The 13,667-nt window shown below is 66.9% G+C and carries 16 protein-coding genes; 7 read left to right on the forward strand and 9 right to left on the reverse strand.

All coding sequences use genetic code 11. The features are described from left to right. Positions 1–106: 106 nt before the first annotated feature. Genes ACWF82_RS10635 through ACWF82_RS10645 form a run of 3 tightly spaced genes read left to right on the forward strand, consistent with a single transcriptional unit; the run spans position 107 to position 3,572 of the window. Positions 107–859: a DUF1989 domain-containing protein gene (locus ACWF82_RS10635; protein ID WP_452500062.1), complete on the forward strand. Its 753-nt coding sequence runs from the start codon at positions 107–109 to the stop codon at positions 857–859. Beyond that, entirely contained in the window at positions 856–1,473 is a 618-nt protein-coding gene (locus ACWF82_RS10640; protein WP_452500064.1) for an urea amidolyase associated protein UAAP2, read from the forward strand. The genes ACWF82_RS10635 and ACWF82_RS10640 overlap by 4 nt, the downstream gene beginning before the upstream one ends. Beyond that, positions 1,470–3,572 carry a 5-oxoprolinase/urea amidolyase family protein gene (locus tag ACWF82_RS10645; RefSeq protein WP_452500065.1) on the forward strand — a complete coding sequence of 701 codons (2,103 nt, stop codon included), beginning with the start codon at positions 1,470–1,472 and terminating at the stop codon, positions 3,570–3,572. Before ACWF82_RS10640 ends, ACWF82_RS10645 begins: the two co-directional genes overlap by 4 nt. Before the next feature lie 9 nt (positions 3,573–3,581). Here ACWF82_RS10645 and ACWF82_RS10650 read toward each other — a convergent pair whose 3' ends face one another. Then, positions 3,582–3,983, reverse strand: coding sequence for a RidA family protein (locus ACWF82_RS10650; RefSeq protein WP_452500067.1), 402 nt, complete (start codon positions 3,981–3,983; stop codon positions 3,582–3,584). A 30-nt stretch (positions 3,984–4,013) separates the two neighbouring features. On the opposite strand from ACWF82_RS10650, the gene ACWF82_RS10655 reads away from it, so the two are divergent. After that, a complete protein-coding gene (locus tag ACWF82_RS10655) occupies positions 4,014–4,589 on the forward strand; it encodes a CGNR zinc finger domain-containing protein (RefSeq protein WP_452500069.1) in 576 nt (191 codons plus the stop codon). Between the two features lie 2 nt (positions 4,590–4,591). Here the strand turns inward: ACWF82_RS10655 and ACWF82_RS10660 are convergent, their stop codons facing one another. Next, entirely contained in the window at positions 4,592–5,071 is a 480-nt protein-coding gene (locus tag ACWF82_RS10660; RefSeq protein WP_452500071.1) for a MarR family winged helix-turn-helix transcriptional regulator, read from the reverse strand. Between the two features lie 107 nt (positions 5,072–5,178). Between ACWF82_RS10660 and ACWF82_RS10665 the strand changes: the two genes are divergently transcribed. After that, a complete protein-coding gene (locus ACWF82_RS10665) occupies positions 5,179–6,315 on the forward strand; it encodes a GDSL-type esterase/lipase family protein (protein ID WP_452500073.1) in 1,137 nt (378 codons plus the stop codon). Positions 6,316–6,378: 63 nt separating this feature from the next. On the opposite strand, the gene ACWF82_RS10670 is transcribed toward ACWF82_RS10665, so the two are convergent. Then, positions 6,379–7,383, reverse strand: a complete 1,005-nt coding sequence (locus ACWF82_RS10670; protein ID WP_452500075.1) for an NAD(P)-dependent alcohol dehydrogenase — start codon at positions 7,381–7,383, stop codon at positions 6,379–6,381. 86 nt (positions 7,384–7,469) lie between these two features. On the opposite strand from ACWF82_RS10670, the gene ACWF82_RS10675 reads away from it, so the two are divergent. Next, positions 7,470–8,114: a TetR/AcrR family transcriptional regulator C-terminal domain-containing protein gene (locus ACWF82_RS10675; RefSeq protein WP_452500077.1), complete on the forward strand. Its 645-nt coding sequence runs from the start codon at positions 7,470–7,472 to the stop codon at positions 8,112–8,114. A 54-nt stretch (positions 8,115–8,168) separates the two neighbouring features. Continuing rightward, a complete protein-coding gene (locus ACWF82_RS10680; protein ID WP_452500078.1) occupies positions 8,169–9,248 on the forward strand; it encodes a hypothetical protein in 1,080 nt (359 codons plus the stop codon). A gap of 5 nt (positions 9,249–9,253) precedes the next feature. On the opposite strand, the gene ACWF82_RS10685 is transcribed toward ACWF82_RS10680, so the two are convergent. From ACWF82_RS10685 to ACWF82_RS10710, 6 genes are all read right to left on the reverse strand, one after another. Further along, positions 9,254–10,339 carry an ATP-grasp domain-containing protein gene (locus ACWF82_RS10685; RefSeq protein ID WP_452500373.1) on the reverse strand — a complete coding sequence of 362 codons (1,086 nt, stop codon included), beginning with the start codon at positions 10,337–10,339 and terminating at the stop codon, positions 9,254–9,256. 131 nt (positions 10,340–10,470) lie between these two features. After that, a complete protein-coding gene (locus tag ACWF82_RS10690) occupies positions 10,471–10,767 on the reverse strand; it encodes a Uma2 family endonuclease (RefSeq protein WP_452500080.1) in 297 nt (98 codons plus the stop codon). Between the two features lie 286 nt (positions 10,768–11,053). Beyond that, complete coding sequence (locus ACWF82_RS10695) at positions 11,054–11,485, reverse strand: hypothetical protein (RefSeq protein ID WP_452500082.1); 432 nt, start codon at positions 11,483–11,485, stop codon at positions 11,054–11,056. Next, positions 11,482–12,261, reverse strand: coding sequence for a hypothetical protein (locus ACWF82_RS10700; protein WP_452500084.1), 780 nt, complete (start codon positions 12,259–12,261; stop codon positions 11,482–11,484). The genes ACWF82_RS10695 and ACWF82_RS10700 overlap by 4 nt, the downstream gene beginning before the upstream one ends. Before the next feature lie 15 nt (positions 12,262–12,276). Continuing rightward, on the reverse strand, positions 12,277–12,588 hold the full coding sequence (locus tag ACWF82_RS10705; protein ID WP_452500086.1) for a hypothetical protein: 312 nt from the start codon (positions 12,586–12,588) through the stop codon (positions 12,277–12,279). A gap of 45 nt (positions 12,589–12,633) precedes the next feature. Beyond that, the gene (locus ACWF82_RS10710; RefSeq protein ID WP_452500088.1) at positions 12,634–13,281 is read right to left on the reverse strand and encodes a hypothetical protein; all 648 of its coding nucleotides are present in this window, start codon (positions 13,279–13,281) and stop codon (positions 12,634–12,636) included. Between the last annotated feature and the right edge of the window lie 386 nt (positions 13,282–13,667).

The following is a 13,667-nucleotide window of genomic DNA, read 5'->3' on the forward strand; positions in this document are numbered from 1 at the left end:
GGCGCCGTTGCGTAGGCGACGAAGGAGCAAGCAACGGTGCCTGACCGGCGGGACACAAGGGGCCGCCGACTCGAGCGCGCCAGCGCTCCAAAAACACAGGAGAACGATGACGAGTACCCACTCCACCGACGGCGCCCGTGCACATGCGCGAGCCCAGGCCGCGGCGGCCACGATCGCCCGCCCCGACATCCCCGCCGGAGTCGACCCGGCAGCAGTCGTTCTCGCGCAACGTATTCCGGCGGGCGGCTACGCGAATGTGGTCCTCGGCCGAGGCACCCGGGTCCGGCTTGCCGACCCGACCGGCACCACCTGCGCTCACCTGTTCCTGCTGCGCGCCGAATCACCCTGGGAGCGGCTGAATGTCGCCGACACCGTGAAGGTGCCATGGCAGGCCTACCTGAGCGCGGGACATCCGCTGCTGTCCGACCAGGGCCGGGTCATGGCCACCGTGGTCGCCGACTCCGCCGGCCACCACGACACCCTGTGCGGCCCCACCACCGACGGCCGCCACCAACTCCACCTGGCCGGGGCCAAGCAGGGCCTCGAGCCACGCGACATCGGCCCGTCGATCGCGTTGTTCCGCGGTGCGCGGGTCGCCGCGGACGGCGCGATCGAGTCGACCGGCAACGGCCCGGCGGGCGCCGCCGTCGACCTGATCATCCACCTGCCGGTGACCCTCCTGGTCGCCAACGCTCCCCACCCCCTCGACGACCGCCCCACCGGCGACCTCGACGTCCTCGCCTGGTCCTCGCCGGCAGATCTCGCGGCCACACCCAACGACGACCCCGAATACCGGCGGGCCGTAGACAACACCGAAGCCGCCTGGGCCGCCGCGCAGAACACGGAGGTTCTGGCATGACAACGACCACCCGCACCGTCGTCCTCGACGAGACCGTCCCCGCCCAGGCGCCGTGGTCGGCGATCGTCCGCGCCGGCGATCAGCTCGAGATCATCGACCTGCACGGCAACCAGGCCGTCGACTGCCTGCTCTATTCCGCCGCCGACCGCACCGACCGCTACAGCGCCCAGGCCACCGTCGCCGCCCAGCGCAATATCTTCCTCACCACGGGCAGCGTCCTGCGTACCGAACGCGGCACCCCGCTGATGACGGTCGTCGCCGACGAGGTCGGCAACCACGACACCATCGCCGGCGCCTGCTCCCAGGAATCCAACACCCTGCGCTACGGCCATCACACCCGTCACCAGCACGCCTGCGTGGAGAACTTCCTGACCGCTGCCCTCGAATGGGGTTTGGGCAAGCGGGATCTGGTGCCCAACATCAACTGGTTCATGAACGTGCCGGTCGAGGCCGACGGCACCCTCGGCATCGTCGACGGACTGTCGGCGCCGGGCAAGAAGGTCACCCTGCGGGCCGAGGTCGACACCCTGGTCCTGGTCTCCAACTGCCCCCAGATCAACAACCCCTGCAACGGTTTCGACCCGACGCCGGTCCGCATGGTGGTGACCCGATGAGTCTCACCGTCCCGACCTCGGACCTCGGCTCGGCCGAGACACCCGCCCGCCGTCCTGAGGTAACGACGAGCCCCGAGGTTCCGCTACCCGACGCCGCCCCGCACATCGACGTCCTGCGTCCCGGAATGCAGACCACCGTGCAGGACTGGCCGGGGCGAATCGGCTACTGGCACATCGGCGTTCCGCCGTCCGGTCCGATGGACGACCTGTCGTTCCGGCTCGGGAACCGGGTGCTCGGCAACCAGGAGGGCGCGGCTGGGCTGGAGTGCACGCTGGGTGGGCCCGCGCTGCGCTTCAGCGAGTCGACCTGGGTGTGTGTCACCGGCGCGGTCGCCGAGGTGCGCGTCGACGGTCATCCGGTCGAGCAATGGCGCACCGTCGAGGTGCCGGCCGGTGGCGTCCTCGATGTCGGCGCCATCCGCGGACCCGGCATGCGCACCTATATCCTCGTCTCCGGCGGCATCGACGTCGAGCAATTCCTCGGCAGCGCGGCGACATTCACCCTCGGCAAGTTCGGCGGCGGCACCGGCGCGGCACTGCGCGCCGACGAGTCACTGACGCTCGGCGAACCAGCGCATCGCCGCGCCCCCGCCGTCCCGATGGCCGACATCCCCGCCTTCGGCCACCGCTGGGAACTGGCCGTCACCGAGGGCCCGCACGGCGCACCGGAGTTCTTCACCCGCGACGATGTCGACACCATCCTCGGCACCGACTACGAGGTGCACTTCAACTCCGACCGCACCGGCGTCCGCCTGGTCGGCCCGAAGCCGGAGTGGGCGCGCACCGACGGCGGCGAGGCGGGCCTGCACCCGTCGAACATCCACGACAACGCCTATTCCATCGGCGCGCTCGACTTCACCGGCGACACCCCGATTCTGCTCGGCCCCGACGGCCCGAGCCTGGGCGGTTTCGTCTGCCCGGTGACGGTCGTCGCGGCCGACCGCTGGAAACTCGGCCAGCTCACACCGGGCGACACGGTCCGCTTCGTTCCCATTCGCGCCGAACATGCCGCTCCCGCACACGAACTCGGCGCACACCGCCGCGCCTCGTTCGGCACCGTCCTCTCGGCGGGACGCGACGGCGACGACGGAATCCTGCGCCGCACCGACGTAGACGACGAGACCGGCGTGACCTATCGCAGACAGGGCGACGACGGCGTTCTTGTCGAATATGGCACGCTCACCCTGGATCTCGGTCTTCGCGCCCGGGTCCACGCCCTGCACCAGCACCTGATCGAAGCCGGTCCGCGAGGAGTCATCGAGCTCACCCCGGGCATCCGCTCGCTGCAAGTCCGCGTCGACCCCGCCGTCCTCCCAGTCCGGCAGCTCCTCGACCTGCTCGCCGAAGCCGAAGCGCAACTGCCGAATTCGGATCAGCTCGTCGTCCCGAGCCGGACCGTCCACCTGCCCCTCTCCTGGGACGACCCGTCCACCCGCGAGGCGATCACCCGCTACATGCACGGCGTCCGCGCCGACGCCCCCTGGTGCCCGTGGAACATCGAGTTCATCCGCCGCATGAACGGCCTGGATTCGGTCGACGACGTCTACCGCACCGTCTTCGACGCCGAATACCTGGTCCTCGGCCTCGGCGACGTCTACCTCGGCGCCCCGGTCGCCACCCCCACCGACCCCCGCCACCGCCTCGTCACCACCAAATACAACCCAGCCCGCACCTGGACCCCGGAGAACGCCGTCGGCATCGGCGGCGCCTACCTCTGCATCTACGGCATGGAAGGCCCCGGTGGCTACCAGTTCGTCGGCCGCACCACCCAGGTGTGGAATCACCGCGCCAGACCGGGCGGCACCGCGGGACCCGGCGTCGACCGTTTCGCCACCGACGCGGAAACCCCGTGGCTCCTGCGCTATTTCGACCGCATCCGCTGGCACCCCGTCGAAGCCGGCGAACTGCTCGACCTCCGCGCCGATTTCGCCGCCGGCAAGGTGGACGTCACCGTCGAGGACGGCGAATTCCGGCTCGCGGACTATCGCCGATTCCTCGCCGACAACGCCTCAGCCATCGCGGACTTCCGTGCCGTCCAAGCCGAGGCCTTCGCTGCCGAGCGCCAATCCTGGCGCACCGCAGGCGAACTCGCGGACTGATTCAGCGCATCATGGCGCGACGGCGGCGACCGCCTCGATCTCGATGAGCGCGCCATCGACGGCGAGACCGGAGACGAAGGCGAAGGTGATCGCGGGCGGGTTGGGCATGCGCCCCCAGGCCGCGCCGAAGGCCGCGAAACCCTCCTGCAGGCTTTCACCCTCCTTGATGAGGAGGTTCCACTTGACCACGTCGCCGGGTTCGGCGCCCGCGGCGGCGAGGCAGGTACGCAGGTTGTCGAGGGTCTGTTTCACCTGGGAGGCGAGGTCAGGGCCGACGACGCGACCGGTGGCGTCGACACCGTTCTGACCGCCGATGTAGACAAGGTCGGCACCGGCCGGAACCCGGACCGCCTGGGAGAAGGCCGGGTTGCTGTGCAGGGATTCGGGATTGATGTACGTCGAGATAGCCATGAACCAACGGTAACCAGTTAAACTGGTGTCATGCAAGGGCGAAAATCTCTCCCACCGGCGGTCCGGCGCCGTTTCCAGACCGGTCGCGTCTCTCTCGACCTGGTGCACACCGGTGGTGAGGGCGAGCTCGCGGTGTGGGAGATCGTGCACACCGCCGAGGACCTGGGTCACTGGCTGAGCGTCGTCCTCGAGATCCCCGACATCGCCGCCGAGGGCCATGACATCGCCGCTTTCCGGACTCTCCGCGCGGCACTCTCCCGAGCCGCTTTCGGGATCGCGGCTGGAATCCCCCCTGACCCCACCGACATCGACACGATCAACGTCGCGGCGACCGAGCCACCCCTGATCCCGCGACTGCACCCCGACGGCACCCGCGGCTACCCGGCTCCGACCGCACGCGCCGCCCTCTCCACCCTCGCCCGCGATGCCATCGACCTGTTCTCCGGCCCGCTGGCCACCCGCATCCGCGTCTGCGCCTCCGACAATTGCGGCCTGCTCTTCGTCGACGCGTCCCGCCCCGGCCGTCGCCGCTGGTGCTCCATGGACCGCTGCGGCAATCTCACGAAGGTCCGCAAGTACCGCGAGGCCCACGACTCCGGCGAATAGCGTCAGCCCTGGTCGGCGATGGCGGTAGCCGCCGGGTTTGTCGCGTCCCTGATAACGCGCAGGCCCGCGACCAAGCCGTCCAGCTGGTCGGGCGTCAGGAGCCCGGTGAGCCATCGCTCCAGGGCAGCCAGATAGTCGGGAAGAGCTTCCTCGAGGCGGCGAATCCCCGCGTCGGTCAACACCGCGTAGGCGCTGCGCCGGTCGGCAAGGTCGAGCTTGCGCTCGACCAGGCCCGATGCGGCCAGCCGATCGACCAGCCGGGTGACCCCGCTGGTCGACAGCTCGGTCTGGGCGGCCAGGTCGGACATGCGCAGCCGCAGCTCCGGCGATCGGCTCAAGCGTGTGAGGGCATTGAGATCGAGGCCGGAGAGACCGTGTGCCTTCCACGTCGGCTCGAGCTTCGCGAGCAGGCCGCTGTGGGCCTCGAAGAGCAGGCCGGAAATCGTCAGCCGGGGGTCGTCGAACAGTTCGCACACGGACATGAGCACCACTCTAGCCAATATTTGCCGTGCGGATAGTTGACAAGAGGAATACCTCAGAGTAGATCTATGCATACGCAATAGTCCTCACGGCAAATATTGGAGTGATCATGCAGGACAACACGTGGGTCGCCGGGTTCCGGACCGGCGTCATCGACCCGAACGAGCAGATCAAGCTCGCCGAATCGCGGGAGTTCAGCGACGAGACCGTGCGCCACGTCGTGCGCCTGGCCGGTGGCGGCGACGCGCTGCGGGTGCGGTTGACCAACCGCTACGGCACCGCGCCCGTGCGGATCGGGGCCGCGCGGATCGCGCAGCGCAAGGAGGGCTCGGCCGCCATCGCCGACACCGATCGCGAAATCAGGTTCGACGGCGCGGCCGCGTTCACCATCGACCCGGGCGCCGAGCTGGTGAGCGATCCGATCGACCTGCCGGTCGCCGCCGGCGAGGACCTGCTGCTCAGCCTGTACCTGCCCACCTCGACCGGGCTCGCGACCTTCGCCCACCAGCCGACCGAGATCGCCTATCTGGCCCCCGGCGAGCACACCGCCGACGTGGAACTCACCGACGCGCAGGAGGTTCCGTTCCGGTTCTTCGTCACCGGGATCGATGTGCTGGTGGCGGATCCGCCGCCGATCGCGGTGGCGTTCGGTGACTCCTGGTTCGAAGGCGTCGGTACCACCCTGAGCGCCAATCGCCGCTCGGTCGACGCGCTCAATTCCCGGCTGACCCGCGGGTGGGTGGTCAACAACGGCATCGCGGGCAACCGCCTCACCGCCGAGCAGATCGGCCGATCCGGGCTCGGCCGTTTCGAATCCGACGCACTCCGGGTGCCGGGTGTCACCGATGTCCTGGTCAACTTCGGCATCAACGATCTCATCCTCGGCGCGATGGGCGGTCAGCCGTCGGCGACCGCGGAGGATCTCATCGCCGGATTCACCGAGCTGGCCGCCCGCGCGCACGCGGCCGGACTCCGCATCCACGCCGCCACCATCGGCCCGTACGCGGGCTGCGTCTACCCGGGCATGCCCCTGCTGGAAACCCAGCCGACCCGCCACGCCGTGAACGAATGGCTGCGCACCACCGATGTTTTCGACTCCGTCTTCGACGTCGATCGCGCGGTCGCTGACCCGGAGCGCCCCGACTTCATCCGCCCCGAGTTCGACAGCGGCGACGGCATGCACCTCAACGACGCGGGCGCCGCGGCCATGGCGGGCACGATCGACCTCGCCGCCCTGTTCCGCTGATCAAGATCACCAGGCTCTGGTGGCGATCGCCTCTCGCACGATGCCGCCACCGGAGCCTGGTGATCAGCTGTCCAATGCGACGAGCACGGTCTTGCCCGAGGCGTGGCCTGCGGCGAAGGCGGCAATGGCAGAAGGCGTTTCCGCCAGGGGAATTCGGCGTTCGATCACTGGCCGGAGAGAACCGTCGATCGCCATGGCCGCCAGGTAGTTCAGGTCGGCGGCAGCAGGGCGCATCAGCAGTGGTTTCAGGGTCTGGCGGGTGAAGAGGTTTGCCAGGACGACCGAACCGAGCCAGCGAATCGGGCCGATCCAGTTGTCGCCCGGTGCGGCTGCGGAGGAGATGTAGATACCTTCCGGGGTGAGCACTCGGCGGTACTCGCGCAGCGTACGGTTGCCCGCCAGGTCGAAGATCGCGTCGTACGGGACGTCGGTCCGGGTGAAATCGTCCACGGTGTAGTCGATGACGTCGTCCGCGCCGATACGTCGCACCATGTCGATATGGCGGGTGCTGCACACCGCGGTCACGTGCGCGCCTAGCACCTTCGCGATCTGCACCGCGAAGCTGCCTACTCCGCCGGACGCACCGTTGATCAGCACCCGCTGCCTCGGTCCGACCTTGCCGATATCGCGCAATCCCTGCAACGCGGTCATCCCCGAATCCGGTATGGCGGCAGCCTCTTCCATGCCGAGCTCGGCGGGAACCACGGCGAACGACCCGGCATCGGCGCGAACGTATTCGGCGAATGCGCCACTGGGCACCTCACCGAATACACGGTCACCGACCTGGAATTCGGTGACGAGCCCGCCGGCGGACACGACTTCTCCCGCCAGGTTCTGCCCGATCATCCGGCGCTTGGGCCTGCGCAACCCGAACCCGAGGCGCAGCAGATACGGCGTTCCGTTGAGCAAGTGCAGGTCACCGCTACACAGCGACGCCGCCCGCACCCGGACCACCACATCCCGCTCGCCTGGCATCGGCCGCGGCACGATCTCGGCGCGCAGCACCTCACCTCCGCCGTACCGAGGCGCTACCCACGCGGTCATCGAAGCCGTATCCACATCGGTCATGAGCGTCCCTCATCTCGCACTTACAGCGTAAGCCTCTATTCGCAGACGGTACGCTTACGCCGTAAGTAGGTCAAGGAGGATTCGTCATGACGCCCCGCACCCCGCTCACCAGGGAACGAGTCCTGCGCGCGGCAATCGAACTCGCTGACCAGGAGGGACTCGACGCACTCTCGATGCGCAGGCTCGCCAAGGCGGTCGGCGTGGAGGCGATGTCGCTGTACAACCATGTCGCCAACAAGGACGACCTCCTCGACGGCATCATCGACCTGGTCGTCGCCGAGATCTACGTTCCCGAAGCCGGCGGCGACTGGCAATCAGAACTCCGCCGCCGCGCCACCTCTGCCCACGAAGTCCTGCTCCGCCACCGCTGGGCCACCGGTCTGCTCGGCTCCCGCGTCAACGTCGGCCCCGCCATGCTCCGCTACATCGACGCCACCCTCGGCTGCCTGATCACCGCGGGCTTCACCTACGAACAAGCCGACCGAGCCTGGAACGCGCTGGACAGCCACATCTACGGCTTCACCCTGCAAGCCATCAACTTCCCCCTCGACCCCTCCGAATACGTTTCGGCAGCAACGCAATTCCTCCCCCTGATTCCGCCGGAAACCCACCCCCACATGCACACCCTCGCCACCCTGGTCATCGACGGAACCCACTCCGGACTAGCGGATTTCACCTTCGGCCTCGACCTACTCCTCGACGGCCTGAACCGCCTACTCCAGCCCAGCTAGGGAGCTGCGTTCGTAATCACCATGGCCGCAGAGCAATAGCGCTAAGCTGCTCCCGTGGTGGCACCCGCCGGCGATCCAATCCCGCTGCAACGAGGCCTGCTCGATCTCTCGGTTGATCTATCGGTTCCCGAGGTCTATTCCGGCAGCGACTTCACCGTCTACCTACACATCAAGAATCCCTTCGAGACTTCGGTCTGGATCAGCGCGGTCGAGTTGAGTCTGCCGACGCAACTTGCGTGGCGATCGACCGAAACAGCAGGCAGACGAGAAGACCCCTCGGGCACTCAATGGGAGAAGGAAGTACTGCGCGGACTCCGTGACCGAGAGGGCACGATCAAGAAGCTCCGCAACCAACTTCGAAAGCTGCCGAACGACGAAGACAATGACCCGCTCCGCCGACGAATCGAAGGCGAAGTCCGGGAACTGTCCGCCGAGATCGACAGTGCCCACCGGCTGCTGCGGCAGGGGCAAACCGCCAATGTCGACGCCGATGACGGCGCCAACATTCGATATTTCGGCCCCCTGGAGCACCTGAACGTCACCGCGAGCAGGAACTCGACGGTCAGTATCCACTCGCAGCCGGACGAGTCCGAGCGAGTGCCCTTGGTCGGCTCGTTGCCCCGGGGTACCGCGCTCGAACCGGGATGCACGGACGTGTGGACGATTCGGCTGGGAACCGGGAGAAACCCGCTGTTCCTCCCGGCCAAGTACCACCTGCAACTCACCGTCATCTATCAGACGCAGCCGCTGCTGCCGAACGACGATCACGCCGTCGTGTCCCCGCAGACACCACGGACGTACTCCAACACCACTTCGCTCACCGTCGCGGTCAAAGCCGCACTCTGGAAGGTGATGCTCGGAGGTGGCCTCGGCGGATCTCTCGGCAGTGCGGCGCGGACGTTGCAGGACAATCAAGCCGGTGGGTCTGTCGTTTCCGGGCAGACGGCCAGCGCACTGCTGCTGGCCGTCCTGCTCAGCGGCGTCGCCATCGTTTTCGCGGCACGCAAGGCCGATGCTCAATCCTTCGTCACCGTCGAGGACTTCTGGGGTGGCCTCCTGGTTGGCTTCCTCATCGGCTATTCCGGAACAGCCGCGTTCTCCGGCATCACCGGGATCGAGAAGCCCGCCGGGTAACCCGGTCAGCCCGGAACCAGGTCCGCGCTCCGGCGTACCCGATCGGGAGCCGGATCGTCGCGGTGCGGGGTGACCTCCATGACCGCTTCCGCCACGGCGAGGCGGGCGCCTAGGCGCGGTGGAAGCCGCAGGCCCGAATCCCGTTCCAGCAGTAGGCGGACCGCGGCCCAGGGGAGATTCACGTCGGCGAAGGCGGTGTGGAACAGGCCCGCCGACGGGCGTGGGTTGACCTCGAGCAGCACTGGTTGTCCACCGCGATAACGCAATTGCACGTTGGTCAGGTAGGCCAGTTCGAAGCGCTGGACCAGCTGCCGGGCGATGTCGACCACCGCGGGGTCGTCCAGCAGCGTGCGGAAGCGGCCCTGTTTGGCGCGCGGAATACCCACCAGCAGTTCACCTCCCGGAGCCGACAGGCAGTCGATGCTGATCTCCGGACCTTCGAGAAACGGCATGACCAGCAGTGGGGGCACGAACTCGCCCGCCTCGGCCGCCCGCCGCAAGGCCCCCGCCACCGCCTCGACCGAGGCAACCGGCCGGGGAGCGACCCGCAGGCTCGCCATGGTCAGCGGACGGTCGTCCAGGATGCGGAAGCCGAACGCCGAGTACTCGCCACTCGGCTTGATGCACAACGCCTCCCCGTCTCGCGACAATTCGTCGACGGCGGCGTAGAACTCGCAGGCGTCGCTCGCCTCCCGCCACGGTGGCACAGGAATGCCCGCCGCACCGGCGATCTCGTAGGTGCGGACTTTACTGGTCAGCGCCCGCACCGCGGACAACGGCGAACACATGAGACTGGTGCCGACCGCGGCGAAGTCCGCGACCCGGCCCGCGAGCGCGTCGAGGCGCCGGGGCGGGATGAGGACATCGATACGGTGCGTCCGACAGAAGTCGAGCGCGAACTGCGCGTACTCCTCGTTGTCGACGTACCGAGGTTCGACCGCCGATACATCGCACACCGAGAGGGCAGCCGCACTCGGATCCACATTGCTGGCGTACACGGTGACATCCACACCGTCGGGGTTCTCGCGCAGCAACCGCATAACCTGGACAGTCGCTGCGCCCGCACTGCTCAGCCAAATCCGAAGCGTTATGGCAACCGCTCCCTTCCTGTTCCCGTAGAGAACCGGACCTTATCCCGGTTCCTCGTTCCGCACATTTCGGAACGCAAGACCGCACGCCACGCCCTGGATATCGCAGACGTGGTACGGACGGGATCGGCGGGCTAGCGAGGAAGCAGCGCAGCGGGGTCGAACGTGACCTCGAACGGTGCACGCAACGTCACGGGGCTACCCGCCGACGCGCGATGGGTCTGTTCGTATTCGCCATCGACCCCCAGCGAATAGGCGAAAAGAACCGGAAGTGCCTCGCCGGGCAGCTGGCCTTCGAACGAGTTGATCTCGAATCGCCAGTAGGTGGGGATCCCAGCCTGCGCGTACAGGACCGGCTTCACCAGGCGATCTTGCAGGGTGGTCGACTTCGACACCACCTCGACAGCGAGTTCGACCTGACCCACCGGCACCCCGCGGCAGTCCAGTGATCGGAGTGCGGTAACGGCATCGCCACCCGAACACCTCCGATTCGTTGAGCACAGCGCGCCGCTCGCGCCGAACGATTCGAGTCTAGCGGCTGACTGGCAGTCGTGAAGCGTTGATGCTGCTCGCCTACCAGGGGAAACAGGGTAGGCGAGCAGCACAGCACTACTCGGCGACGATCAACTGGGCATACTCCTCGTTGCCGACATAACGTGGTTCGATCGGACCTTATACCGGTCGCGTCGCGCACATTTCGGAACGAAAGATTGCACGTCACTCCCCGCCCTTCGCCCTGCCGAACTTCTCGAAGCGGTGGACACAGCGTTCGTACAGGGCGTGGAGGGAGAAGATCAGCATCAGGAAGACGGGGATGGACAAGATCTCCCAGTCCTCCTCGCGGGCCAGCAGAGCCGCAGCTATCGTCACCGCCGCGTAGGTAGCGAAGAATGCGCTGCGCACCGCGACCAGGCGCCGTCCGGTCGGCGGCACCCGCCGGCTGACCCAGATCGCCGGCACCTGCATCAGCAACGCGCAGCCGATGACAACGCGCTGAACCGGTCCGACACCCGCCCACTCGCCGACAAAGGTGAACATCAGTCCACACCCGATCAGCGTGGGCGGCACCGCCGACACAGCGAGTCCGAACAAGCGGACACGCTGTTCCCAGCGAGTGACGTCCCTGACCTGATCCGGAGACACGCTCACGCGATCTTCCACCTGGATTCGTTGTCCCCTTCGACCGATGCGTCACCGAAACTCGCGGACTGCGAATCCGGCCACTTCCCCTCGGGGAAGGACCTGTCCAGGTCCCCGAAGGCCTTCGCCTGCGCGCCGAGGAACGTCGAGAGCGCGGCGATCGCCGCCCAGATGGCGGCGGTGGAGATGCCGGCGGTGGCGGCGATGTCGACGATGCTGATGGGCGCGCCCACGCCGGAGAGCAGCTCGCCGATCGCCCTGGCGAGACCGAGCAAGAACTCGGCGCAGATGACCAGGATCCCGACGTAGAAGGCGAGGCCGCCCACCGCGGCATCCATCATCGCGCTGCGGGCCTTCTCGGCGATGTCGGAGAACGTTCCCGCGGCCGTGCTCTGACTGGTGGACGTCTGCAGGTACGCGATGCGCGCCGCGCCTTCCCAATACCGTAGAGCTTCCACATTATTGGGATCGATGCCCTGCTTGACGCCGTTCGCATCGTCGCGGACATCGGCCCAGTCCTTGCTGCGGAGATACATTTCGTACGGCGCACGTATTCCGGTATATATCTCTTTGATCTTCGTCCAGATCCAATTGCAGATCTCGACGATCTTGTCCGCGCAGGCGTTGATGACTTTCTGCAGCGACGGCAGCAACCGCACGTACGGAAGATCGAGAGCGTCGGACTGCGCGTTCGGGACATCCGTCGTGATCGCGCTGTCGACCTTGTCGAAGAACTTGTCCAGTCCATCGAGCACGGAATTGTATTGGGAGATATCAAAAGTCATGATCTGCTTCCTGGTCTACCAGATGCTATCGAGGTTGTGCTTACCCGCGTTGTCTTCGGCCTCATAGGTATTCGCACAGATACGCAGTACGTTGGCCACCTCGGTGAAGCGCTGCGCGGCCTCCCCCGATCGGCCGGTCAGGTCTGTTACGAGTTCGTCGTTCGCACTCGTGATCGTGAAGAACAGTCCCGCTTCGATGTGGGTGAAGGTCAGGGACTGAATCTTCGCCTGAATCTCCGACATGGTGGCGGATTTGCCGTCCCACACGTTCGCGTCGTTCCGCAACGATCCCGTGGCGACCGCGAGCTTCTCCGGATCAGCACCCATTGCCGTTCCCTTCCTCGATGTGATGAGTCGAATGCCCCGCCCGTATCACCGCGGTGGTCGAATCTGCAGATCGACAAGCGCCTGGATCGCCTCATTGATCGCGCCGCCGGCGGATCCGATTCCACCGGACCCGGCATCGAGTCGACGACGGTATGCCTGGTCGTACGATTCCTTGACCGCCCAGGAAATCGAGCTGCCCCCGACGTCCATCCCCCAAGGAATGCGGATAACGCACTCGGCGATGCCATTTCGGCCCAGCGTGGTCGACACGGAGATCTCCGACTCCATGCCGACCTCGCCCACGAAGGTGTCGACCTTCGCGGCCTGGGTACGACCGGACAGAATCTGCAGCGCGTCTTCGAGCAACCGGCCCGAGTCGCCGGTCGGCGCAGAAGTGGGCTCGGGCGCGGTGAACTTCGTCGGTACGACGTCGTCCATGCTCAGCGCCTCGAGCCGGTCTACCGTGCCGTTGTCGACCGCGGCGATACTCGTCGATTCGAGGAGCTTCCGCTCGGCATTCATGACCGCATCGGTCACGGCCTGTCCGATAGTGCTCTGATCGAGAACCCGCCGCCAGTCGTCCGATACCGCTATCTCGATCAGCTCGCCGGCACTGCTGATACCGACTTCGACGACTCCGGTGCCGTCGCGGGCCGTAGCTCGATCCGGCCCGGCGGACATCACCTCCTGCATCAAGCCGGAGATCGCCTGGGTGTACCCATGGAATTTCGCGAGCTCTTGCAGGAGCTCGTCGATGTCGAATGGATTCGTAGCACGAGGCGCTGCGGGGTCGGGCCGGGAGGAGCTCGGCGGCGGAGCGGGAGCAGGCGAGGTCTCCCACGGCGGCGCCGACTTCCTGACAAGAGGTTCCTCGTCCCAGAACTCGTCCGGATCGTCGTAGTGATTGAAGTATCCGGTCGGAGTCCGTGGGTGTTTGGGGTACATGCCTACTTGGACGCGGCGGGAGCCTGGTTGGTTCCATCGGATCCCGCGCAGCACTGTCGAGGCCGCTACCCACGGGTTGCCGACCGGTAGCGCCGAGCGCCGCGGAGGTGACCTCCGCGACGCTCGGCTACTGC

The organism is Nocardia sp. NPDC055053 (genome assembly GCF_053608285.1).